Source organism: Ruegeria sp. CL6, from assembly GCF_056536465.1.
In genome coordinates, this window is sequence record NZ_JBQFPR010000002.1 from 718,582 (window position 1) to 740,510 (window position 21,929).

The 21,929-nt window shown below is 58.4% G+C and carries 21 protein-coding genes; 4 read left to right on the forward strand and 17 right to left on the reverse strand.

Translation table 11 applies throughout. From position 1 onward, the window contains the following. Positions 1-18 precede the first annotated feature (18 nt). Positions 19-1,563, forward strand: coding sequence for a Ppx/GppA family phosphatase (locus tag ACR0LH_RS08430; protein ID WP_170411102.1), 1,545 nt, complete (start codon positions 19-21; stop codon positions 1,561-1,563). 3 nt (positions 1,564-1,566) lie between these two features. Here ACR0LH_RS08430 and ACR0LH_RS08435 read toward each other — a convergent pair whose 3' ends face one another. The 6 genes from ACR0LH_RS08435 to scpA form a co-directional block, all read right to left on the reverse strand. Then, entirely contained in the window at positions 1,567-1,938 is a 372-nt protein-coding gene (locus ACR0LH_RS08435) for a hypothetical protein (protein WP_480720506.1), read from the reverse strand. Positions 1,939-1,976: 38 nt separating this feature from the next. Further along, on the reverse strand, positions 1,977-2,981 hold the full coding sequence (locus ACR0LH_RS08440) for an endonuclease/exonuclease/phosphatase family protein (protein ID WP_480720507.1): 1,005 nt from the start codon (positions 2,979-2,981) through the stop codon (positions 1,977-1,979). Between the two features lie 5 nt (positions 2,982-2,986). Next, entirely contained in the window at positions 2,987-3,667 is a 681-nt protein-coding gene (locus tag ACR0LH_RS08445; protein WP_170384487.1) for a molecular chaperone DjiA, read from the reverse strand. Positions 3,668-3,676: 9 nt separating this feature from the next. After that, positions 3,677-4,201, reverse strand: coding sequence for an N-acetyltransferase family protein (locus ACR0LH_RS08450; RefSeq protein WP_480720508.1), 525 nt, complete (start codon positions 4,199-4,201; stop codon positions 3,677-3,679). Continuing rightward, positions 4,198-4,800 carry a VOC family protein gene (locus tag ACR0LH_RS08455; protein ID WP_480720509.1) on the reverse strand — a complete coding sequence of 201 codons (603 nt, stop codon included), beginning with the start codon at positions 4,798-4,800 and terminating at the stop codon, positions 4,198-4,200. Before ACR0LH_RS08455 ends, ACR0LH_RS08450 begins: the two co-directional genes overlap by 4 nt. 99 nt (positions 4,801-4,899) lie before the next feature. Next, complete coding sequence (gene scpA, locus ACR0LH_RS08460) at positions 4,900-7,026, reverse strand: methylmalonyl-CoA mutase (protein ID WP_170384493.1); 2,127 nt, start codon at positions 7,024-7,026, stop codon at positions 4,900-4,902. A 169-nt stretch (positions 7,027-7,195) separates the two neighbouring features. On the opposite strand from scpA, the gene ACR0LH_RS08465 reads away from it, so the two are divergent. Beyond that, on the forward strand, positions 7,196-7,642 hold the full coding sequence (locus ACR0LH_RS08465) for a DUF4174 domain-containing protein (protein ID WP_170384495.1): 447 nt from the start codon (positions 7,196-7,198) through the stop codon (positions 7,640-7,642). A 76-nt stretch (positions 7,643-7,718) separates the two neighbouring features. On the opposite strand, the gene ACR0LH_RS08470 is transcribed toward ACR0LH_RS08465, so the two are convergent. From ACR0LH_RS08470 to ACR0LH_RS08490, 5 genes are all read right to left on the reverse strand, one after another. Further along, on the reverse strand, positions 7,719-9,764 hold the full coding sequence (locus tag ACR0LH_RS08470; RefSeq protein WP_480720510.1) for an acetyl-CoA carboxylase biotin carboxylase subunit: 2,046 nt from the start codon (positions 9,762-9,764) through the stop codon (positions 7,719-7,721). A gap of 114 nt (positions 9,765-9,878) precedes the next feature. Next, positions 9,879-10,082: a hypothetical protein gene (locus ACR0LH_RS08475; RefSeq protein ID WP_170384500.1), complete on the reverse strand. Its 204-nt coding sequence runs from the start codon at positions 10,080-10,082 to the stop codon at positions 9,879-9,881. A 502-nt stretch (positions 10,083-10,584) separates the two neighbouring features. After that, a complete protein-coding gene (locus ACR0LH_RS08480; protein ID WP_170411130.1) occupies positions 10,585-10,938 on the reverse strand; it encodes a hypothetical protein in 354 nt (117 codons plus the stop codon). A gap of 136 nt (positions 10,939-11,074) precedes the next feature. Next, a complete protein-coding gene (locus ACR0LH_RS08485; RefSeq protein ID WP_480720511.1) occupies positions 11,075-11,560 on the reverse strand; it encodes a DUF6497 family protein in 486 nt (161 codons plus the stop codon). 100 nt (positions 11,561-11,660) lie between these two features. Further along, on the reverse strand, positions 11,661-13,193 hold the full coding sequence (locus ACR0LH_RS08490; RefSeq protein WP_170695433.1) for an acyl-CoA carboxylase subunit beta: 1,533 nt from the start codon (positions 13,191-13,193) through the stop codon (positions 11,661-11,663). 183 nt (positions 13,194-13,376) lie between these two features. Here ACR0LH_RS08490 and ACR0LH_RS08495 point away from each other — a divergent pair, with 183 nt between their 5' ends. Both ACR0LH_RS08495 and ACR0LH_RS08500 read left to right on the forward strand, forming a co-directional pair. Beyond that, a complete protein-coding gene (locus tag ACR0LH_RS08495) occupies positions 13,377-14,582 on the forward strand; it encodes a multidrug effflux MFS transporter (protein ID WP_480720512.1) in 1,206 nt (401 codons plus the stop codon). 64 nt (positions 14,583-14,646) lie between these two features. Then, entirely contained in the window at positions 14,647-16,047 is a 1,401-nt protein-coding gene (locus ACR0LH_RS08500) for a helix-turn-helix transcriptional regulator (RefSeq protein WP_170384510.1), read from the forward strand. A 75-nt stretch (positions 16,048-16,122) separates the two neighbouring features. Here ACR0LH_RS08500 and ACR0LH_RS08505 read toward each other — a convergent pair whose 3' ends face one another. The 6 genes from ACR0LH_RS08505 to lysE form a co-directional block, all read right to left on the reverse strand. Further along, the gene (locus ACR0LH_RS08505; RefSeq protein ID WP_170384512.1) at positions 16,123-16,362 is read right to left on the reverse strand and encodes an HP1242/YdcH family protein; all 240 of its coding nucleotides are present in this window, start codon (positions 16,360-16,362) and stop codon (positions 16,123-16,125) included. 78 nt (positions 16,363-16,440) lie between these two features. After that, positions 16,441-18,099 (reverse strand): choline dehydrogenase, encoded by a 1,659-nt coding sequence (gene betA, locus ACR0LH_RS08510; RefSeq protein WP_480720514.1) that lies wholly within the window; start codon positions 18,097-18,099, stop codon positions 16,441-16,443. A 70-nt stretch (positions 18,100-18,169) separates the two neighbouring features. Further along, complete coding sequence (gene betC / locus ACR0LH_RS08515) at positions 18,170-19,678, reverse strand: choline-sulfatase (protein ID WP_480720515.1); 1,509 nt, start codon at positions 19,676-19,678, stop codon at positions 18,170-18,172. After that, positions 19,675-20,247: a choline-binding transcriptional repressor BetI gene (gene betI / locus ACR0LH_RS08520; protein ID WP_480720517.1), complete on the reverse strand. Its 573-nt coding sequence runs from the start codon at positions 20,245-20,247 to the stop codon at positions 19,675-19,677. Before betI ends, betC begins: the two co-directional genes overlap by 4 nt. 88 nt (positions 20,248-20,335) lie before the next feature. Then, on the reverse strand, positions 20,336-21,244 hold the full coding sequence (locus tag ACR0LH_RS08525) for a DMT family transporter (protein WP_480720518.1): 909 nt from the start codon (positions 21,242-21,244) through the stop codon (positions 20,336-20,338). 40 nt (positions 21,245-21,284) lie between these two features. Further along, the gene (gene lysE / locus ACR0LH_RS08530; protein WP_480720519.1) at positions 21,285-21,884 is read right to left on the reverse strand and encodes an L-lysine exporter; all 600 of its coding nucleotides are present in this window, start codon (positions 21,882-21,884) and stop codon (positions 21,285-21,287) included. Positions 21,885-21,929 lie beyond the last annotated feature (45 nt).

Below are 21,929 nucleotides of genomic sequence, written 5' to 3' on the forward strand. Positions count from 1 at the left end.
GGAATATCTGGAAAAGACATGGATCAGACCGTCGAAACCGACATCCCCGACTGGGGGCCTTTCGGAAAGCCACTGTTCGACGACCCCGAGGCCCGCGCCCTGTCGCGCGTGGGTGTTGTTGATGTCGGGTCAAACTCGGTCAGGATGGTGATCTTTGACGGGGCTGCGCGATCCCCGGCGTATTTCTACAACGAAAAAGTCATGTGCGAACTTGGGGCTGGCCTCTCTGAGACCGGTCGCCTGAACCCACGCGGACGGCAGCGTGCTCTGGCCGCGCTGCAAAGGTTCAACCAACTGGCCGAAGATCTGGGCCTGCCCGGGCTACATGTTGTCGCGACCGCCGCCGTGCGCGAGGCCAAAGACGGCCCCGAATTTTGCGCTGAAGTTCACCGTGAAACCGGCCTGACTGTGTCAGTCATCGATGGTGAAGAAGAAGCGCGCCTGTCTGCGCAGGGCGTCCTGCTGGGGTGGCCCGGTGCCTATGGGCTGATCTGCGATATAGGCGGATCATCCATGGAACTGGCCGAGATTGGCGACGGTCAGGTCGGGCGGCGCGTGACCTCGGCTCTGGGTCCGCTCAAACTGCGGGATATCAAAGGCGGACGGCGCGCGCGAAAAAACCATATCAAGAGCACGATGGAGGATCTGCGCGCACAAATGGGTCCGCAACGTGATCGCCTGTTCCTGGTCGGTGGCAGTTGGCGTGCCTTCGCGCGTCTGGACATGCTGCGGCGGGGGTATCCGCTGAACGTCCTGCACGAGTATCGCATGACCACGTCGCAAGTACGCGAAACCATCAAGTTCATTGAAAAAGGCGACCCTGAAAAGCTGCGCAGCCAGGCGGGTGTTTCCGGGTCGCGCATGGCACTGATCCCTTATGCAATGGACGTGCTTGCCCGACTGGTGCGAACATTCAAACCCAAGGACATCGCGATTTCCAGCTATGGAATCCGCGAGGGGCTTTTGTACGAGCAAATGCCCCAAAACCTACGGGACCGGGATCCGCTGATAGAAGCCAGCCGCTTTTCCGAGGCCAAGGACGCGCGTCTGCCCGGTTTCGGCAAACACCTGTTCGACTTCGTCATGCCCCTGTTCAAATCGGCCCCTGCTGCTCGGGTTCGGCTGATCAAGGCCGCGTGTCTGCTGCATGATGTAAGCTGGCGGGCGCATCCTGATTACCGGGCCGAAGTCTGTTTCGACAATGTGACCCGCGCCAATCTGGGCGGTTTGAAACACTCTGAACGGGTCTTCATCGGTCTTGCATTGCAGCATCGTTACCGCAACAAACGCGAGGGCAACCGGTTCGCGCCGCTATACGAACTGCTTGACGAAAAAGACCAGAAACAAGCTGAAATTCTGGGCAAGGCCATGCGCTTTGGGGCGATGTTATGGATGCAGAGCGATGCGCCTATGGGAACGTTGCGCTTCTACCCCAAAAAGCGGCACCTGGACCTTTTCCTGCCAAAGTCAGCGGGGCTTCTGTTCAACGAAGTTGCCGAAGCGCGGCTGAACTCTTTGGCCAGCGCGCTGAAATCCGATACCCGCGTGATCATCAAGGGCTGATCCTTAGATATCCGTTGCCCCTTCCGGCACTTCGTCGGGCTGTTCGGGCAGCGGTTCCGCCTCTGGCTGTTTTTTCCTGATGATAATGTCGCCATTGGGCAGGATTTCCGGTGCTTCGTAGGTGCTCCAGTCCTGAATTTCACCTGCCAATTCCGCCAATGCTGGCCCCATTTCCTGGAAAAAAGACTGCATGGCGGGACCGAACTGATCCGCCAGTCCCAGCAAATCTTCCAGCGCAGGTTCCATTTCCTGACGCAGCCCTTCTAAGAACAGCTCTGCGCCCTGCTCCATCAAAGATTGTCCGGTTTCGTCTTCAGCATGTGCTGGAAACGCCATCACGGTGGTTATCGCACAGATCGAGAAAAGATTTTTCATAGTCAAAGATATAAGCTCTTGAGGCGGTTGATGAAAGGTCACAGGTCAATATCCAAGGTTACCGGGAAGTGGTCTGATGCTGTTAGCAGAGCGTCGTGCAAATCTTGCCGATCGCGGCAAACCGGATCGTGAAACGGATGCCAGATGCGCCAGTCCGGGCGGTGCCCGCGCAACCTGTCACTGATCATGATGTAATCCAAAAGCGCATCAAGATACCCGCCTGTGTCCGGGCGTGGGAAACGGGCCGTAGACGGAACAAGTCCCGGCTCTGGCCCATAGGCGGTGATAGCGTTGGGATCAAACAACCCGGAACCCAGCAGAATCTCGACCGAAGACCTCCCGAACAGGTTCTCGAACTCATCAAGGCCCGGCCCATCGTTCAGATCACCCAAAAGAATGACGTCTTCGCCTTCGGCAATATGGGCCTTGATCCGTCGCGCCAGCCAAACCGCTTGGGCGAGTTGCTTGCGCCGGTTGGCAATAGAAATGCGGATCGCCTCGTCGCGGCTGTCCGCCCCATGCGGAGCTTTGGATTTCAGATGCGCTCCGATCAGGCGAAACGAAGCACCGGCCGGAGTTTTGATGGCCAGTTCCATCGGCGGTTTTGAAAATCGCACCTGATCCTCGGTCTCATCAATGTCGAGATCGATTTGAAACACCGAATCGAAGCGAGGGGAATCCGACTGTGCTGCGTCATCTCCAATCGGGTCATGAACCGCAGAAAGAGCGCCCGGATCATACAGCAAGGCCAATTCCTGATGCGTGTCGTTCGCAAACCCCATGACCGCATGACTGGTTCTCAGGTCAAATGCCTCGGCAAAGCGCTGCAAAGCGCGGACTGTATTCTGTGTTTTTCCAGTGTTCGGCGCTTCGACGATCAAGACGGCGTCGGCGTCGATTGCTGTCAGAACCTTGGCGATCGCTTCGACCTGCTGGGCGGTCGTGACATCGTGTCTGCCCGACCAACTGTCGTCAAAAATCAACCGGTCATTGCGGTCGAATAGATTGGCAAACCACTCGATATTGTAGGTCGCCAATCGCATAAGCGTCAGGCTCGGGCGCCGTTGATCTGATCCCAGGCGCGATTGATGTCGATCATCTTTTTCTCGGCCAGACGAATGGCTTCTTCGGGCACCCCGCGCGATATCATTGCGTCCGGGTGCGTATCCCGCACCAATTGCCGCCAGACCTTGCGGATATCGGGCAAGGGCATGTCACGCGGGACGCCCAGAACCGTATAAGGGTCTTTCGGCGCGTCCGGCACAAACCTTTCCCGCAGCGCAAGAAACTGGGCTTCGGTCTGCCCGAAAATCCGGCTGACTTCCTCTAGAAACTCGTTTTCGTTCGGATGGTAAAACCCGTCAGCCATCGCGATATGGAACAATCCTTCCATCAAATCGCAGAGCGTGGTGCTGTCATCAGCGAACATTCCGGCGATCTTGCGGGCGTATTCCTGATACCCCGCAACGTCGGTCCGGGCCATGTCGAAGACGCGGGCAGCGCCGGCCTCGTCTTCGCGTGCAATCCGGAACACATCGCGAAAGGCTGTGACCTCATCCCGCGTCACCTGCCCATCAGCCTTGGCCATTTTCGCACCCAGCGCGATTACGGCGATGGTAAACGCGATCGACCGTTCGGGAGGCGTACGCAGTTTCTCGAAAACAGCGGTCAGGCTTTCGCCCTGTGCAAGCGCGCTCAGCGCATCAGATATGCGGGTCCAGATCGACATGATCGCACCCTAGCGCCCCAATTCGCCGGTGTCAGGTGCAACCAATGGGTCTGCGGCAAGAATTTTCTGCATCAGCACAAGATCCAGCCTTTTGCCCCACTTGAACCCAACCTCGGGCATGTGCCCGACTGTCTTGAAGCCAAGTGCCGCATGAAACGAAACCCCCACCGGGTTTGCCGACGATATCCCAGCAACCAAGACATGAACGCCCTCGTCCTTGGCTACGGCCTCTAACGCGGTCATCAACGCTCGGCCAGTGCCGTGCCCACGCGCCTTGGGTGAGAGCTGGATGGAGTGCTCGCGGCATTGCGCGTATCCGGGACCTGCACGAAAAGGGCCGTAGGTGGCAAAGCCCACAACCCGCCCCTCCAACTCGGCCACCAGATAAGCGGGGCCACGGTTTTGGATATCGTCGGCTATACCGTCCACGTCGCGCTCGGCTGTGGTAAAGGTCACAAGCGTGTCCCGAATGATCTGATTGGTAATCTCAGCAATGGCATCCGCATCGGTAACTTTTGCCTGACGAATGATCATTCCAGCACGCGTTTGCCATGGGGCGTTTCAAATTCCGCGCGCAAGGCGGCGGGGCCGGAATCGAACACCACGTGGTCCATCGCACCTAGCAGTTTTGCCAGTTCAAGCGCGTCAGGATGGAACACAACCAACTGTCGCAGGCGACATCCGCTATCTTGCAGCATCTGCGCGGGGTGCAGATCCCCGTGCCATTGGATCAATGCAGGAAACAAGTTGTCAAAGGGCAGCCGCCCGTTAGGGGGAACCGCCATTCGCCAGCTCAGTGCGCCTCTGGTCAGGTCAATGGGATGTCCGACGCCATCCGGGAAAACGTCAAGCGATGCTTCGATGTTCGGGACACGGCAAATCCAGTTTGTCAGTCGCGGGCTTCCCTGAAACCGATCAAGGTCGAACCAGCGTGTCCGATCAGGGCGCGGCGCAGACGGGTCAATCGCGATCGCCTCAAGATACAGGCCATCCGCAAGGCCGAGCAGCCGATTGTATGTTCCGAACTTCTCGTGCTTTCCGCCGTCTTGAAGGGGGACGCCCAGCGCCTGCTCGACATGAGCAGCGGCTTCTTCAAGCGTTTCACCCGCGACAGCCAGATGATCGAGTAACATGCGCGCCCTCCTACGAAAAACGACCAGACCCAAGCGGATCTGGTCGCATGTTTCCGTCAAAGACGCAGGATCACAAGAGTTTTCAGCGGGAAACCCGCATTAACCCTTGGCCTCACCGATCAGGCGCAGAATGTCCTGCGCCGCCTCGGGGATATTTGTGCCCGGACCAAAGATCGCCTTGACCCCATGATCATAGAGGAACTGGTAATCCTGCTGAGGGATCACACCACCGCAAATGACGATGATGTCCTCGGCCCCGGCTTTCTTGAGTTCTTCCACCAACTGCGGGGCCAGCGTTTTGTGACCCGCCGCCTGCGACGAAATCCCGACCACATGCACGTCGTTGTCCACCGCATCCTGCGCGGCCTCGGCTGGCGTCTGGAACAGAGGGCCAACATCCACGTCAAATCCGATATCGGCAAAGGCGGTTGCGATTACCTTGGCACCCCGGTCGTGACCGTCCTGCCCCATCTTGACCACCAACAGACGTGGGCGGCGGCCTTCGGCCTCGGCGAACTCCTCGATGGATTTCTGGATGGCGGCGAAGCCTTCGTCGCCCTCATAAGCGGCCCCGTAGACACCGGCCAGCGTCTTCACTTCGGCGCGGTGGCGGCCGAACTCTTTTTCCATTGCCATGCTGATCTCTCCTACGGATGCGCGGGCGCGGGCGGCTTCGACCGCAGCAGCCAGCAGGTTTCCACCCTCCTGGGCGGTCTTGGTCAGCGCGTCCAGCGCCTTTTCGCATGCAGCTTCGTCACGAGTGGCGCGGATACGCTCCAGCCGTGCGACCTGTGCCTCGCGCACAGCGACGTTGTCGACGTCCAGAATGTCGATCGGGTCTTCCTGTTCCTTGCGGTATTTGTTGACGCCAACGATCACCTCTTCGCCCCGGTCGATCATCGCCTGACGGCGCGCGGCGCTTTCTTCGATCCGCAGCTTGGGCATGCCCGAGGCAACGGCCTTGGTCATGCCGCCCATCTCCTCGACCTCTTCCATCAGCGCCCAGGCTTTTTCGACCAGCTCATTGGTCAGACTTTCGATATAATAGGACCCCGCCAGCGGATCGACCACGTCGGTCACGCCGGTTTCTTCCTGCAACACAAGCTGGGTGTTCCGCGCAATGCGGGCCGAGAAATCGGTAGGCAGGGCAATCGCCTCGTCCAGAGCGTTCGTGTGCAGCGACTGCGTACCGCCCAGAACCGCGCTCATCGCCTCGTATGCGGTGCGGATAACGTTGTTATAGGGGTCTTGTTCCTGCAACGACACGCCAGACGTCTGGCAGTGGGTGCGCAGCATCTTGGATCGTTCGGATTTCGCCCCAAAATCGGTCATCACGCGGTGCCACAGGGTGCGGGCGGCACGCAGTTTGGCGATCTCCATGAAAAAGTTCATACCGATAGCAAAGAAGAACGACAGACGGCCCGCGAATTTGTCCACGTCCATCCCGGCCTGCGTCGCGGCGCGCACATATTCGCGGCCATCGGCAAGCGTATAGGCCAGTTCTTGCACCAGGTTCGCCCCGGCCTCTTGCATGTGATAGCCCGAGATCGAGATCGAGTTGAATTTGGGCATTTCGTTCGAGGTATAGTCGATGATGTCCGAGATGATCTTCATCGACGGCTCGGGCGGGTAAATATAGGTATTCCGCACCATGAACTCTTTCAGAATGTCATTCTGAATGGTGCCGGACAGGACGGATTTGTCGTGGCCCTGCTCCTCACCGGCGACAATGAAATTCGCCAAAATCGGGATCACCGCGCCGTTCATCGTCATCGAGACCGAGACCTTGTCGAGCGGGATACCGTCGAACAGGATTTTCATATCCTCGACACTGTCGATGGCCACGCCAGCCTTGCCCACATCGCCCACAACGCGCGGGTGGTCGCTGTCATAACCGCGGTGCGTGGCCAGATCGAAGGCCACTGAGACGCCCTGCTGACCGGCCGCCAGATTGCGGCGGTAAAAGGCGTTCGATTCCTCAGCCGTCGAGAACCCTGCATATTGCCGGATCGTCCAAGGACGGCCTGCATACATCGTGGCCTTCACCCCGCGCGTGAACGGGCCGAACCCCGGCAGCGTGCCCATATGCGGCAGATCAGCGGTGTCCTCGGCCGTATAGAGCGGCTTGACGTCAATGCCTTCCAGCGTCTCTTTGGTGAGGTCTTCCAGCGGACGACCGCGCAGCTCTTTCTCGGCCAGCGCCTGCCAGTCTTTGGTATCGGTCATGGCGATTTCCTTTTCCTATTTCGGGTCGCGCACAGAGAGGAACCTGCCCGCAGTTATGTTTCGGATTGCCCGGTCCAGTCGGGCCGCACGCAACAAATTGAGCGTGCATTGCATTTCACTGGTCGCATTCATCGACACAGGGGCTATATTCGATGGGACAGGAGGCCCAATGACACGAACGCTTGCCCTTGTTTTCTCGGCACTAATCCCGCTGGCGGCCCTTGCTGCTGACGGGTCTGCGCCTGCCGAAGACGAATTCGTCCGCCCCGCTGGTGACAGCGATCTCAGCGAGTTTTTGTGGGTCAGCCGACCCATCGTCGTCTTTGCCGACACCCCAGCGGACCCACGGTTCCAGCAGCAGATTGACATGCTGGTCGAGGGCGAAGCGGCCATGCGGGACCGCGACGTCGTGGTGCTGACAGATACGGACCCATCGGCCCGGTCCCCGATCCGGTCGCAACTGCGTCCGCGCGGGTTCCAGATGGTGTTTGTCGACAAGGACGGTGTGGTCAAACTGCGCAAACCGTCGCCGTGGAGCGTGCGCGAGATTGGCCGGTCCATCGACAAGACCCCCCTGCGCGAACGCGAAATCCGCGAACGGCGCGGGGGCGGCTGAACGCTTTTGCCACGCCCCAATCCCCCGGCGCAGAACGCCGGGGCACCAAGGGGATATGACAAAAGCGCCGTCATGATCACTCGAACTCGATGATCACATCGTCCACGGCGAGGCTGTCGCCGGGGCCAGCGTTGATCTTGGCGACCACGCCCTTTTTCTCGGCGCGCAGGATGTTTTCCATCTTCATCGCCTCGACGGTGCACAGCGCCTGACCTTCCTGCACCTCCTGCCCCACTTCGACATCGACCTTCACGATCAGGCCGGGCATCGGGCAGAGCAGCATTTTCGAGGTATCGGGCGGCAGTTTCTCGGGCATCAATTTTGCCAGTTCCGCCTGACGCGGACGGCGTACATGCACTTTCAGGTCTGCGCCCCGGTTGCGGATTCGGAACCCGCCCGAGACTTTACCGACCTTCATGACCAGCGGATCACCGTCCACTTCGACCACCGCAAGCTGATCACCGGGCGTCCATTCGGAGGCGACGCGCAGGGTCGATCCGTCCTCGAACCGAACTGTCGCGCCGTCCTTGTCCGCCCCGACGCGAACCGCAAAATCCTGCCCTTGCAGCGATACAACCCAACGGTTGCCGACTTTGCGTTCGTGATTGTCCATACGGCCCGACACACGAGTCCGACGGATTTCAGCAACGCGGTACATGGCTGCGCAGGACGCCGCGATACGGCGCAGGTCGCCATCGGGCAGTTCGACACCCTCGAACCCGTCCGGATATTCCTCGGCGATGAAGGCGGTGGTCATGTCGCCGCTGATGAACTTCGGGTGATCCATCACGGCGGACAGGAACGGCAGGTTGTGGCCAATGCCTTCAACCTCGAAGCTGTCCAGCGCCACGCGCATCGCCTCGATCGCGGCCTCACGGGTCGGTGCCCATGTACATAGCTTGGCGATCATCGGGTCGTAATACATGCTGATCTCGCCGCCCTCATAGACGCCGGTGTCATTGCGCACTGCGGCCTCGCCTTCGGGCGCATCGCCCTGCCATTTGCCGTTCACCAGCATGGGACCGGCAGCCGTTTCCATTGGCGGGCGATAGCGAGTCAGACGACCAATCGAGGGCAGGAAGTTGCGATAGGGATCCTCGGCATACAGACGGTTTTCAATCGCCCAGCCGGTCAGGGTCACGTCATCCTGCGTGATGGTCAATTTCTCACCAGCCGCCACGCGGATCATCTGTTCCACCAGATCGACACCGGTGATCAGCTCGGTCACAGGGTGTTCGACCTGCAGACGCGTGTTCATTTCCAGGAAGTAGAAATTCTTGTCGCCATCCACGATGAATTCCACCGTCCCGGCACTGGCATAGTCCACGGCCTTGGCCAACGCGACCGCCTGTTCGCCCATCGCTTTGCGGGTCTCGGGGTCAAGAAACGGCGAAGGGGCTTCCTCGACGACTTTCTGGTTACGACGCTGGATCGAGCATTCACGCTCGCCCAGATAGATGCCGTTGCCGTGGCTGTCGCACAGAACCTGAATTTCGATATGGCGCGGCTGGGTTACGAATTTCTCGATGAAGATACGGTCGTCACCAAAAGAGTTCGCGGCCTCGTTCTTGGACGACTGGAAGCCTTCGCGCGCTTCTTCGTCGTTCCACGCAATCCGCATGCCTTTACCACCGCCGCCAGCGCTGGCCTTGATCATGACCGGATAGCCGATTTCGTTTGAAATCTTGACCGCTTCGTCCGCGTCCTCGATCAGCCCCATGTATCCGGGAACCGTCGAAACACTCGCATCCTGCGCGATTTTCTTCGAGGTGATCTTGTCACCCATGCTTTCAATCGCACCAACCGGCGGGCCGACAAAAGCAACACCTTCAGCGTCCAGGGCCTCGGCAAACTTAGAGTTCTCAGACAGGAAACCATATCCGGGGTGAACCGCCTGTGCACCGCTTTGACGGATCGCATCCATGACCTTGTCGATCACGATGTAGGACTGGTTCGCAGGCGGCGGCCCGATATGGACAGCTTCATCCGCCATCGACACATGCAATGCGTTCTTGTCCGCATCCGAGTAGATGGCGACGGTGCCAATACCCATTTTACGCGCGGTCTTGATGACCCGGCAGGCGATCTCGCCCCGGTTGGCGATCAGGATCTTGTTGAACATGGGACGTCCTTTGTCTTGGTGTTCTGGAAACGCAAAACGCCGCCGCAGGGCCTAAACCCCGCGACGGCGTGATGCGCGATGACGGTCGAGGCGACGCGCGCCCCGAAGATTACGTTAGTAGCAGTTTCTCTGTGTTTTACAGTAAAGCACGTTGCCGGCGGCACCGACTGCAGCCCCCACAAACGGGTCGGCGCTAAGGACGGCCGCGCCCAACGCGCCCGCGCCGCCGCCAAGCAGCGCCTGTTCGCCCGTGTTTTCACCGCAGGCCGCAAGGCCCGCGCAGGTCGCCAGTACGAGAACGACTTTTGAAATTCGCATGATGTCTGCCCCTTCAGGTATTTAGATGCGTTCGGGGGCACATGTCGGATTCGCACCTTGTTATTCAATATCAGACAGATCAAATTTGGAGTTTGCGCAGATTTATGCCGCTTTTTGCGCAATTCATGCGCAAAGAAAAACGCGGGCAGGGAATTGTGGGTCTCACAAGCCTGCCCGCGGAAGGAAGGGGTACGGAATAGTAGGTGCATGTGCGGCGCAGGCAAAGTAGAGCCGCACGGCCCATTCACCATGCACGGAGAGGTTGCGGCTGCAAACCGGGATTCACGACGTTCAATCTTTCCGGCTGGAATCTGCCCATCCGGGCAGGTCTCGCGCAGAAATGCGCCGACCGGCAACCACCCATATTCCACTGAATACGCCAGAAAATCCGCCCCGACACCGCGACGAACCTGCGATGATTTCCGAATTTCCACTCGGCCCGCTGATCTCATCGGACGGCGAGACGTGCGCTCGCAGAGATATGAGGCAGCGGCGCGCACGGTCAGCGAACTCCGTCGAAGATATCTGGAAAGGATAGTTTTGCGACGTCGAGGTCTATCACCAGCAGCGCATCATAGCTGGCAGGGTCAAACGGATCCTCGGCTGGAACGACCTCACGCTCGAACAGCCAGCTCAGACGGCCAGCATCAAGGTTCCCGCGCTCGAACGGTTGATCCCCGAACTGGGCCCACAGCGCCTCAATGAAAGCAGCATCGGCGCGCCGGTCAGCAGGTTTGCGATCGCGGAACCGCTCACGTCGTGTCAAAGGCGTAACGCCTTTTGGGTTCGCCCGGCGAATTGTGAATTGATAATCCGTTCCGGCCAGTCGTCCCGGAAAACCACGATGTTTTAGCATGTTGTCACCTCGTCTGCGAAAAAACGAGATAAGATAAGAGAATTATGTCCACTGCAGGACGAAGCCATTTCGCGCACCTCCAAAGCCGCTGTGCTGTTCAGAAATGCTTTGACTGATTCAAGACTGTGTTTCACCGTCAAAGCCCCTCCCAGATACACTGCGACTGCTCCAGCCGGTAGGCTTCAAAAAACTGTGTGGCATCGGGGGACGCTCGACCGAATTCGGTGGGCCGATCAGACAAAGAGATAACAACCCGCGCCGGCACAAGTTCGTATTGTGCGACATAGGCAACTGCCAGCGTCTGGCACAAATGCTCCATATCCACCGATGCAACATCGTAACCGATTCGCCCGACCTCGGCCCCGATCTTGGGCGCGACAAAACGAAAGCGCACCCACAGCTCACCCGGATTGGTGTCCAGCAGAACATCACTCAGGTGCACAGGCTGGCCAGAGGGAACAGGCAACAAAGCCTCAGAATCTGCGAACGTAAGGGAAGGCAAGCCAAGAAAGATCAGAATAAAGGCGCGATCCCGGACCCGCCAAAGGCAGGCTCCTCTCTCCGGGATCGCGCGCGCATGGCTTGTGGCCCGCGCTTTCCAATTTCTGATAAACACATTCATTTAACAGCTTTGACCTCAAAGTCAAACTTGCCGCTAGGTAAGCCACCCCACCCGAATTCGCCTGCGGGCAGAATCCAGGTGGACCGGCTTGCTGACGGGGTTACAGCGGAATATTGTCGTGCTTTTTCCACGGGTTCTTCAGTTTCTTGTTCCGCAAACTTGCAAAGGCGCGGGACACACGACGGCGGGTAGACTGCGGCATGATCACCTCATCAATGAAGCCGCGTTCAGCCGCCACGAAGGGATTGGCGAAACGATCCTCATAGTCCTGCGTGTGCTGAGCGATCTTTTCCGCATCGCCAAGATCGGCGCGGTGGATGATCTCGGTCGCACCCTTGGCACCCATCACGGCAATCTCGGCCGTTGGCCACGCATAGTTGAAATCGCCGCGCAAATGCTTTGAGGCCATCACGTCATAAGCCCCGCCATATGCCTTGCGGGTGATTACTGTGACTTTGGGTACAGTAGCTTCACCATAGGCGAACAGCAGCTTTGCGCCGTGCTTAATGACACCGCCATATTCCTGTGACGTTCCGGGCAAGAAGCCCGGCACATCCACCAGCGTCAGGATCGGGATCTCGAAGCAATCACAGAAGCGCACAAACCTTGCCGCCTTGCGCGAGCTGTCGATGTCGAGACACCCGGCAAGAACCATAGGCTGGTTGGCCACAACGCCAACGGTCTGCCCCTCAAGCCGGATAAAGCCAGTGATGATATTCTTGGCGTAGTCTTCCTGAATTTCGTAGAAATCGCCCTCATCCGCCACCTTGGTGATGAGCTCTTTCATGTCATAGGGCGTGTTCGGATTGTCTGGTATCAGTGTATCCAGCGAGGTTTCTACACGGTTTGGCTCATCAAAAAACGGGCGAACCGGCGGTTTTTCACGGTTGTTGAGCGGCAAGAAGTCGACCAAACGGCGAACCTCGGCCAGGGCCTCGACATCGTTCTCGAACGCGCCGTCCGCGACCGAGGACTTCTTGGTGTGGGTGGACGCTCCGCCCAACTCCTCGGCCGTGACGACCTCATTGGTGACTGTTTTCACAACGTCCGGGCCAGTTACGAACATGTATGAGGTGTCTTTGACCATAAAGATAAAGTCGGTCATCGCAGGGCTGTAAACCGCGCCACCTGCGCACGGCCCCATGATCACGCTGATCTGAGGCACGACGCCCGAGGCCATGATGTTGCGCTGAAACACCTCGGCGTACCCAGCCAGCGACGCCACGCCTTCCTGAATACGCGCCCCGCCCGAGTCGTTGATCCCAATCACGGGGGCGCCATTCTGGATCGCCATATCCATGATCTTGCAGATTTTCTGAGCGTGCGTTTCCGAAAGGGATCCGCCAAACACTGTAAAATCCTGACTGAACACATAGACCATACGGCCATTGATGGTTCCCCAACCGGTGACAACGCCGTCGCCCGCAGGCTTTTGGTTTTCCATCCCGAAATCGGTGCAGCGATGGCTGACGAACATGTCGAACTCTTCAAAGCTGCCTTCGTCTACAAGCAGCTCAATCCGCTCGCGCGCAGTCAGCTTTCCACGCGCGTGCTGAGCGTCGATACGCCTTTGTCCACCCCCAAGCCGGGCGTCGTTGCGGCGGTCCTCAAGTTCGGTCAGGATGTCTTTCATGACGGTGATCCCCTATGAAATTTGGCGGGACATTATACGCATCACCCCCTGGACCAAAGCGACTTTCGGCAAATTTGCAAATCTTTGGCAATAATCTTATGGGAAATTGAAAACTTGCTAATCTCAGACAGAAACCAGCAAGTCGGATGGTAATTGCAAACAGGCCCTTTATACACATGAACCATGCAGTTTAGCTCATCCCAGGCGCGACGCTCGCCCCCCTCAATTGCCACGCTTGTCTTACTGTCGGGGCTGTCTGCGCTTAGCCTGAACCTGTTCTTGCCCAGCTTGCCGAATATGGCCCTGTATTTCGATGCCGACTACAAGGTCATGCAACTGTCGATCGCCCTTTACCTTCTGGTCAACGCGGTCCTTCAAATTCTCATAGGTCCGATTGCGGACAAAGCCGGGCGCAGGCCCGTTCTTCTCTGGGGGCTTGCGCTGTTTCTGCTTGCGACCCTCGGCAGCATCTACGCCCCGAACGTACAGGTCTTTTTAGCCTTCAGGATGTGCCAGGCGGTCATCGTTGTTGGGATGGTCCTAAGCCGGGCTGCGGTCCGCGACCTTTACGACCAGGACCAGGCCGCCTCGATGATCGGCTATGTCACGATGGGAATGGCCGTCGTCCCGATGATCGGACCAGCCATCGGCGGAATGCTGGAGGAGAGCTTTGGATGGAAGGCAAACTTCTGGCTGCCCTTCGCGCTCGGCGTACTCACACTGCTACTTATTTACATGGATTTTGGCGAAACAGCAGCCAAAAGCGGCAAGACATTGGGCCAACAATTCCGGGAATATCCCGAACTACTGATGTCCCCACGGTTCTGGGGCTATTCCCTGTCATCGGCGCTGTCATCCGGCGCGTTTTTTGCCTATCTGGGCGGTGCCCCGTTCATAGGCACCGAGTTGTTCGGCCTAAGTGCATCCGAAGTTGGCATATATTTCGGCGCCCCTGCGATCGGGTACTTTGTTGGTAACTTCGTCAGCGGCCGCTACTCTGTCCGGTTTGGTATAAACCGTATGGTTCTGTGGGGATGTATATTGAACGCCGCGGGGGTCGTACTGTCAGCCCTGGTGTTCCTTGCCGGCTTCGGAACCGCCCTTAGCTTTTTCGGTTTCATGACATTCGTTGGCGTTGGAAACGGTATGACCATCCCGAACGCAACTTCTGGAGCTTTGTCCGTGCGCCCCCACCTTGCAGCCACAGCATCAGGTCTGAGCGGGGCAATCATGCTTGGAGGAGGCGCCGGGCTCAGCGCCCTTGCCGGGACGCTGCTAACCCACGAAACCGGTGCAATGCCCCTGCTATGGTTGATGTTGGCGACCGCGGTTCTGGCTGTATGCGCAATTGCGTCTGTTATTCGGCGTGAACGGGCCTTGGGCCTTTGACGCGACTTGCGCCCAAGGATTTGCAAAGTTAGCTTGGCGCAACGAAAAGTTGCAAAGGCACGCGATGGCGACCCAAAAGCTGTACGCAGGAGCGAAACTGCGCGAAATGCGCACCCGACTTGCTCTGACTCAAAAGGAATTCGCAGCCAAGCTGGGCGTCTCTCTGCCCTATCTGAACCAGATGGAGAACAACAACCGTCCGATCTCGACAACGGTTGTCCTGGCGCTGGCGCAAGAGTTTGGCATGGACGTCACCGAACTCAGCACCGGCGATAGCGAACGGTTGGTCTCTGACATGCGCGAGGCTCTGGCCGATCCCGTCTTTGATGACGCCATTCCACCCCTTGCGGACCTGCGCCTTACGGCGTCGAACGCCCCTGCGCTGGCCCGCGCGTTCATTGCGCTGCATCGCACCTACCGCCAAACCCACGAAAGGCTGGCGTCACTGGACGAAGCGTTGGGCCGTGAGGACGCGCAAATTCAGGCAAGCCCGTGGGAAGAAGTGCGCGACTTCTTCCACTATTGCGACAATTACATCGACGCTGTCGATCGCGCAGCCGAGAGGTTTTCGAGCCGCGCTCAGGACGCCAGCAGCATACGCACAGCGGCAATAGACAGCCTTGGCCAACGCGGTATCCGCGTACAGTTCCCGGACATCGAGGCGACCCGCAAATACGACGCGGACAGTAAAACGCTGTTCCTTTCGTCGCGGACTACGCCTCAGACACAGGTTTTTCAACTTCTGCTGCAAGTCGCGCTGATCGAACAGGATAAACTACTCGAAGCCACGCTGGATTTCGCCAAGTTTCAAAGCGAAGAAGCCCGTTCCATCGCCAAGATCGGGTTGGCAAATTATTTCGCAGGCGCTTCACTGATGCCATACAGCGCGTTCCTGGCTGCGGCGCAGGAATACCGGCACGATCTGGAATTGCTGAGTAACCGTTTTGGCGCGTCAATTGAACAGGTCGCACACCGTCTCTCTACGCTGCAACGCCCCGGCGCCAAAGGAATTCCCTTTTTCTTTGTGCGCGTGGATCAAGCCGGGACGATCACCAAGCGACACTCTGCAACACGCCTGCAATTCGCCCGGTTCGGAGGGGCGTGTCCCCTTTGGAATGTCCACCGCGCGTTTGAAACACCGGGCCACTTCCTCAGGCAGCTTGCTGAAACACCTGACGGTGTTCAATACATTTCACTGGCTCGGGACGTATCCAAATCCGGCGGCTCATTTGGGGCCCCGGTGCGCCGCTACGCCATTGCCCTAGGGTGCGAAGTAAGACACGCCGAAGCGCTGGTTTACGCGGACAATCTGGATATCAACAACGACAGCGCCTATGAACCCATCGGCATCTCTTGCCGAATCTGCGAACGGCAGAACTGCCACCAGCGGTCAGTGCCGCCACTCGAAAGACGACTTTCCATAGACGCGCATACGCGCGGCACGCTGCCCTATGAAGTCACCTGATCTTCACCTGGCGTGAAAATATCCCGGGGGAGTCGCGGCCTGCCGCGACGGGGGCAGAGCCCCCGCCCTTCTTTCTCAGTCTTTAGACAAGATCGCCCAGATCTCGTCCTTCAAGGCCGCGCGCTTTTTGCGCAGCTCACCCTCAGCCAAATCTTCCATCGGCTCGATGTTCGTTTCCGCGCGATGCACGACGCGGTTGATCTCGTGATACTCCTCTGCCAGTCGCGCAAAATGAGCGTCCGTCTGCTTGAGCTGGCTCATCAGCTCGACTTTTTCCGGAAACTCTTCGGCCAGCTCGTGCGGGGTGTGGGACATTCCTGTTCGCTCCTTAAATATGTCGTTGCGATTCAGGTCTATAAGTTTTTCCCACTCCCCTCTTTGACGCGGATCAAATCAGCGCTGCTCAGAAGCCCATTGCGGATGAATCCAGGGACGGTCATTCGCCCTGGGCAATGGATCTTTGCCCAACAGATAGTCCGACACCTTTTCCCCAACCATAATCGACGGGGCATTCAGATTTCCGTTCGTAATCTGAGGGAAAACCGAACTGTCCGCTACACGCAGACCGCCTACACCGATCACTCGGCCTTCGGGGTCAACCACCGCCATCTTGTCGTCCGCGCGCCCCATCCGGCAAGTACCGCAGGGGTGATACGCGCTTTCGGCGTGCTCGGCGATAAAGCCGTTCAATTCCTCATCGGTCTGAAGGCCCGCCCCGGGCTGGATTTCCTTTCCGGCAAACGGCTTGAATGCCTCCTGACCGAAAATCTCGCGCGTCAAACGAATGCAGGTGCGGAAGTCGTCCCAGTCCTGCTCGTGGCTCATGTAGTTGAATTGGATTACCGGCGCGTCCTCTGGCCGGTTTGAACGCAGCGTGACCGACCCGCGCGACGGAGACCGCATCGGCCCCACATGCGCTTGGAATCCGTGCCCCTCGGCCGCTGCCTGACCGTCATACCGCACGGCGATGGGCAGGAAATGGTACTGAATATCGGGGTACTCGACGCCCGGCTTCGACCGGATGAAGGCAGCGCTTTCAAACTGGTTCGACGCGCCCAGACCCGTTTTGGTGAACAGCCATTGCGCCCCGATCAGACCTTTGCTGACCAGGTTCCAATGCTTGTAAAGCGTAATAGGCTTCAATGACGCCTGCTGGATATAAAGCTCAAGATGGTCCTGCAGGTTTGCCCCTACGCCCGGTCGGTCCGCGATGACTTCGATCCCATGCTCTGCAAGTTGCGCTGCGGGGCCGATGCCGGACAACATCAGCAGCTTGGGCGAGTTGATCGACGATGCTGCCAACACCACTTCGCGACGGGCACGGATGATCTCTTTCTTGCCGCCTCGGATCAGTTCGACCCCGGTTGCCCGTCCGTCCTCGATCACGACCCTTGAGGCCAGACCGCGCACGATATCGCAGTTTTCGCGCTTGAGCGCAGGCTTCAGATAGGCATTGGCCGCCGACCAGCGCCGTCCTTTCCAGACGGTCTGCTCCATCGGGCCAAAGCCCTCCTGCTTTTCGCCGTTATAGTCACCTGTGACTTCGTAGCCCGCCTGCTGCCCCGCATCGACGAAGGCCTGAAAAAGCGGGTTCGCGCGCGGTCCGCGAGATACGTGCAGCGGACCATCCGTGCCGCGCCACGCGGTGTCTCCGCCGTGGCCGCCATCGTGCCATGTCTCCATACGTTTGTAATATGGCAGCACATCTGCATAGGACCACCCGTCAGCCCCCATCTCGGCCCATGTGTCGAAATCACGAGCGTGGCCGCGCACATAGACCATCCCGTTGATCGAAGACGACCCACCGATCACCTTACCGCGCGGACAAGCCAGACGACGGTTGTTGAGATACTGCTCAGGTTCGGACTCATAACCCCAGTCGTAGCGAGACATATTCATCGGATAGCTCAGCGCCGCTGGCATCTGGATGAAAGGTCCAACATCCGTGCCGCCATGTTCGATCACCAGAACCGAGGCTCCGGCCTCGCTTAGTCGATATGCCATCGCGCAGCCTGCGGAACCTGCGCCGACGATGACGAAATCTGCTTCCATAATTACGACTCCTTGCCCCGCCGCGCCAATTCCCAAGGCTCCGGTCGGGAGTGTTCAAATGGTCTAAAGGTTATTCGCCGCGCGGGAAGCGCTGACTTTCCTCGACGATGTTCAGGTCCATGTGGTTGCGCATGTAGCGCTCGGATGCCTTTTGCAGCGGCTGGTAATCCCACGGGTAATAGCCCCCTTGCCGCAGCGCCTCGTACACAACCCAACGGCGGGCCTGGCTTGCGCGGACGTCCGCGTCAAAGCGGTCCAGATCCCAGCGTGCCTCGGACTTGGCACGCAGAGTTTGCAGGGTGCCTGCGTGCTCGGGCTTGTCCGCGAGGTTCTCCAACTCGTGCGGGTCGGCCTCAAGGTCGAAAAGCTGATCGGGGTCCAGCACACAGCGGTTGTACTTCCACTTGCCATAGCGCAGCGAAACCAACGGGGCATAAGACGCCTCGGCCGCGTATTCCATTGCAACGGGGGCGGTGCGTTCAGCACCCTTGGCCAGTGGCACAAGGTCCGACCCATCGGTCCACGGCGCGATCTCGGCCATATCGACACCTGCCAGCGCGCCCAGCGTAGGGGTCACGTCGATGGTCGAAACAGGCGTATCTATTCGCCTCACCGGAAGGTCGGGGGCTGAAATCATAAGCGGCACACGCGATGAGCCTTCAAAGAAGGTCATCTTGAACCACAAACCCCGTTCGCCCAGCATGTCGCCGTGATCGGACACGAACAGGATAATTGCCTCTTGGCGGGTCGTTTCCAGCACCTCGAGAATCTCGCCGATTTTATCGTCTAGATACGAGATATTCGCGAAGTAAGCGCGCCGTGACTTGCGTATGTCTTCCTCGGTGATGTCAAAACTGCGCCAGTCGTTTGCATCAAAAATCCGTTTGGAGTGCGGGTCTTGATTGTCGTAGCCGAGGTCGGCAACCTCGGGCAGCAGATGCTCGCAATCTTCGTACAGGTCCCAGTATTTGCGTCGCGCCACATAGGGATCGTGCGGGTGGGTAAAACTGACGGTCACGCACCACGGGCGCTCATCCTTGCCGCGTGCCAGATCATACAGCTTGGCCTTGGCGTTGTAGGCGACCTCGTCGTCATATTCCATCTGGTTCGAGATTTCGGCCACGCCTGCGCCAGTCACCGAGCCCATGTTGTGATACCACCAGTCGATCCGCTCACCCGGCTTGCGATAATCCGGGGTCCAGCCGAAATCGGCCGGGTAGATATCGGTGGTCAGGCGGTCCTCGAACCCGTGCAGCTGATCAGGCCCGACGAAATGCATCTTGCCAGACAGACAGGTGTAATACCCTGCCCGACGCAGATGATGCGCATAGGTCGGGATGTCGCTGCGGAATTCAGCCGCGTTGTCGTAAACGCCTGTCCGAGAGGGCAACTGGCCAGACATGAAACTGGCCCGCCCCGGCGCGCACAAAGGCGAGGCCGTATAGGCATTGGCAAATCGAGTTGAACGCTCAGCCAGCTTTTTTAGGTTCGGAGCATGAAGCCAGTCAGCGGGACCGTCTGGAAAGAGGGTCCCGTTCAACTGATCCACCATCAGGATCAGAATGTTTGGTTGTGTCATTTTTCAGCCTCAAGGAAGGTGTTGAGCACCCGGATGGCATGATTGACGGCCAGTTGCGGCTCTTCCGGGGCGCTCAGCGCGGCGCGGATGTAAAGGCCGTCAATCAGCGCAATCATGTTTTCAGCCGCCTCGACAGGATCAGCAAGCATGGGACGCAGGGCGAAAATCAGGTTCGACCGGATACGCGACTGATAGATTTGCCAAAGGCGCAGCGCATCGTCGTTTGTCTGGGCCAGCACATAAAAGGTCATCCACGCGGCAATCACGTCCGGCGTGAAGCAGGACGGCGCAAAACATGATCTGATGATGGCCTGCGCACGTTCATTCGGGGCAGCAGCCTTAAGCTCGTCGCGGGCCTCGGTCCCGAAGTCTGACAGGATACGACGCATGGCAGCCAGAAAAATCTGGTCTTTCCCACCGAAATAGTGATGCGCCAACGCACTGGACATCCCGGCGCGTTTCGCGATCTGGCTGACGGTCACGTCGAGAGATTTTTTCGCCCCAAGCTCGGCGATCGTTGCCTTAACAATCGCATCACGACGGATTGGCTCCATTCCGAGTTTCGGCATCACGACCCCTCACCTGCTACTGGTGCAAAAACGCTAGGGGGTTTTTATTGACTCGTCAATCAATAACGTTTTCTCGCGTGCGAAACAGCTAAAGTTTGGGCGCGATACTGGGGGTCGTCAAGCTGCTTCGGTTCAGTACAGCTTCGCGCCATGCGATGAAACTGACCGCCGATAGAATCAGTGTGCCGCCTGCAACAACCCAGATGTCCACGCTTTCGTGGAACACCAGCGCACCAACCAGTGTAGCCCAGATCAACTGTAGGAAGGTGACCGGCTGCGTGACGGCCACTGGCGCAGCCTGCAGCGCGAGGGTCATGAAATAGTGGCCCAGTGTCGCGAAACTGGCGACGAGGAACAGAATTGCCAGATCATACACACTGAGCGGTTCCCAGACCGCAGCAGCGAACGGAATAAGCGCAACCGTTACCCAGATCGACATATGAGCAACCACAACAGACGGCGGCAAATCCCGCACAAGGGTTTTGGCTAAAAGATATGAAGCTCCCAGCATCAGTGAAGTAAACAGCATCGTCAAATGCCCAGCTGATATTTCGCGGAACCCGGGTCGCAGGACGATGGCAACCCCTATCAAAGCAACGCAAATCGCCGCTATTCGACGAAACGCCAGCTTTTCGCCCAGAAACAGTGCCGCGCCCAGAGTGACGTAGACCGGGGTCATGTAGTTCATCGCCGTAACCTCGGCCAAGGGAATCTGGGTCATCGAAAAGAACCACAGCATGACCGCGACAGCGTGGACGACTCCGCGCACTCCGAACAGAACCAGGTGCCTGCGGGTTAAATGAGTCGTTACGATCAGCCGCAGCGCTGGCAGCAAAAAGATCAGCCCAAACGCGAACCTCAAAAACGCCGCTTGAATGGGATGCACGGTTGATCCCAGCGACTTGACCAGCGCTGTCATAACGACAAACGACAACCCGGCGGCAAACATCCAGAACATGCCCGCGACGGGGCGATAGGGGGCGGCTAAAGTTGACATGTTAACGGTTCAACACCGAATTGCCGGCGGGGACAAGCCGTTACATCGCCAAAAGCTTTGCCGTGATCGCCAGCATGACCACCCCAATCACCACATCCAGCGCCTGCCACGCCCTTGGTCTCGCAAATATCGGCGACAACGCTTTCGCGCCGAATCCCAGAGAAAAGAAGAACACGAAACTGGACAGCATCGCCCCCAATGCAAATGCCAACCGGTCTTCGTACTGAGCGGAAATCGAACCGATCAGCACCACGGTATCCAGATAGACGTGCGGATTAAGCCACGTAAACGCAAGTACCGTAGCCAGCACCGATCTCAGGCTTGCGCTGTGGCCCTTATCGACCTGCATCGCGGCTCCACCTTTCCAAGCGGAGTTCAAGCTGCGCAGCCCGTACCATGTCAGAAAAAGTGCGCCACCATAGCGCATGAGCGTTTCAAACCAAGGCGCTGCCTGCGCCAAAGTCCCGAATCCGGCAACCCCCGCTGCGATCAAGACAGCGTCCGAGACCGCGCAGGTCAGGCACACAGGCAATACGTGCTGCTGCCGCAATCCTTGACGCAGAACAAAGGCATTCTGCGCACCGATGGCAAGGATCAGACTAAAGCCAAGCGCAAAGCCAGCGATCAGGGATGTGGACATGGAACCTCCTGCATTTGTCACGTTGACTACGCCCAACACAGCGCC

Bases quoted from the DNA above. Each gene is read 5' to 3' on its own strand.
- lysE (WP_480720519.1), bottom strand. From the start codon at position 21,884: ATGTCCACATCCCTGATCGCTGGCTTTGCGCTTGGCTTTAGTCTGATC.
- ACR0LH_RS08495 (WP_480720512.1), top strand. From the start codon at position 13,377: ATGCAGTTTAGCTCATCCCAGGCGCGACGCTCGCCCCCCTCAATTGCC.
- ACR0LH_RS08445 (WP_170384487.1), bottom strand. From the start codon at position 3,667: ATGTCGATCTGGACCCGCATATCTGATGCGCTGAGCGCGCTTGCACAG.
- ACR0LH_RS08490 (WP_170695433.1), bottom strand. From the start codon at position 13,193: ATGAAAGACATCCTGACCGAACTTGAGGACCGCCGCAACGACGCCCGG.
- ACR0LH_RS08455 (WP_480720509.1), bottom strand. From the start codon at position 4,800: ATGTTACTCGATCATCTGGCTGTCGCGGGTGAAACGCTTGAAGAAGCC.
- scpA (WP_170384493.1), bottom strand. From the start codon at position 7,026: ATGACCGATACCAAAGACTGGCAGGCGCTGGCCGAGAAAGAGCTGCGC.
- ACR0LH_RS08465 (WP_170384495.1), top strand. From the start codon at position 7,196: ATGACACGAACGCTTGCCCTTGTTTTCTCGGCACTAATCCCGCTGGCG.
- ACR0LH_RS08475 (WP_170384500.1), bottom strand. From the start codon at position 10,082: ATGCGAATTTCAAAAGTCGTTCTCGTACTGGCGACCTGCGCGGGCCTT.
- ACR0LH_RS08505 (WP_170384512.1), bottom strand. From the start codon at position 16,362: ATGTCCCACACCCCGCACGAGCTGGCCGAAGAGTTTCCGGAAAAAGTC.
- ACR0LH_RS08435 (WP_480720506.1), bottom strand. From the start codon at position 1,938: ATGAAAAATCTTTTCTCGATCTGTGCGATAACCACCGTGATGGCGTTT.
- ACR0LH_RS08450 (WP_480720508.1), bottom strand. From the start codon at position 4,201: ATGATCATTCGTCAGGCAAAAGTTACCGATGCGGATGCCATTGCTGAG.
- betI (WP_480720517.1), bottom strand. From the start codon at position 20,247: ATGCCGAAACTCGGAATGGAGCCAATCCGTCGTGATGCGATTGTTAAG.
- betA (WP_480720514.1), bottom strand. From the start codon at position 18,099: ATGGAAGCAGATTTCGTCATCGTCGGCGCAGGTTCCGCAGGCTGCGCG.
- ACR0LH_RS08525 (WP_480720518.1), bottom strand. From the start codon at position 21,244: ATGTCAACTTTAGCCGCCCCCTATCGCCCCGTCGCGGGCATGTTCTGG.
- ACR0LH_RS08430 (WP_170411102.1), top strand. From the start codon at position 19: ATGGATCAGACCGTCGAAACCGACATCCCCGACTGGGGGCCTTTCGGA.
- ACR0LH_RS08470 (WP_480720510.1), bottom strand. From the start codon at position 9,764: ATGTTCAACAAGATCCTGATCGCCAACCGGGGCGAGATCGCCTGCCGG.
- betC (WP_480720515.1), bottom strand. From the start codon at position 19,678: ATGACACAACCAAACATTCTGATCCTGATGGTGGATCAGTTGAACGGG.
- ACR0LH_RS08500 (WP_170384510.1), top strand. From the start codon at position 14,647: ATGGCGACCCAAAAGCTGTACGCAGGAGCGAAACTGCGCGAAATGCGC.
- ACR0LH_RS08485 (WP_480720511.1), bottom strand. From the start codon at position 11,560: ATGAATGTGTTTATCAGAAATTGGAAAGCGCGGGCCACAAGCCATGCG.
- ACR0LH_RS08480 (WP_170411130.1), bottom strand. From the start codon at position 10,938: ATGCTAAAACATCGTGGTTTTCCGGGACGACTGGCCGGAACGGATTAT.
- ACR0LH_RS08440 (WP_480720507.1), bottom strand. From the start codon at position 2,981: ATGCGATTGGCGACCTACAATATCGAGTGGTTTGCCAATCTATTCGAC.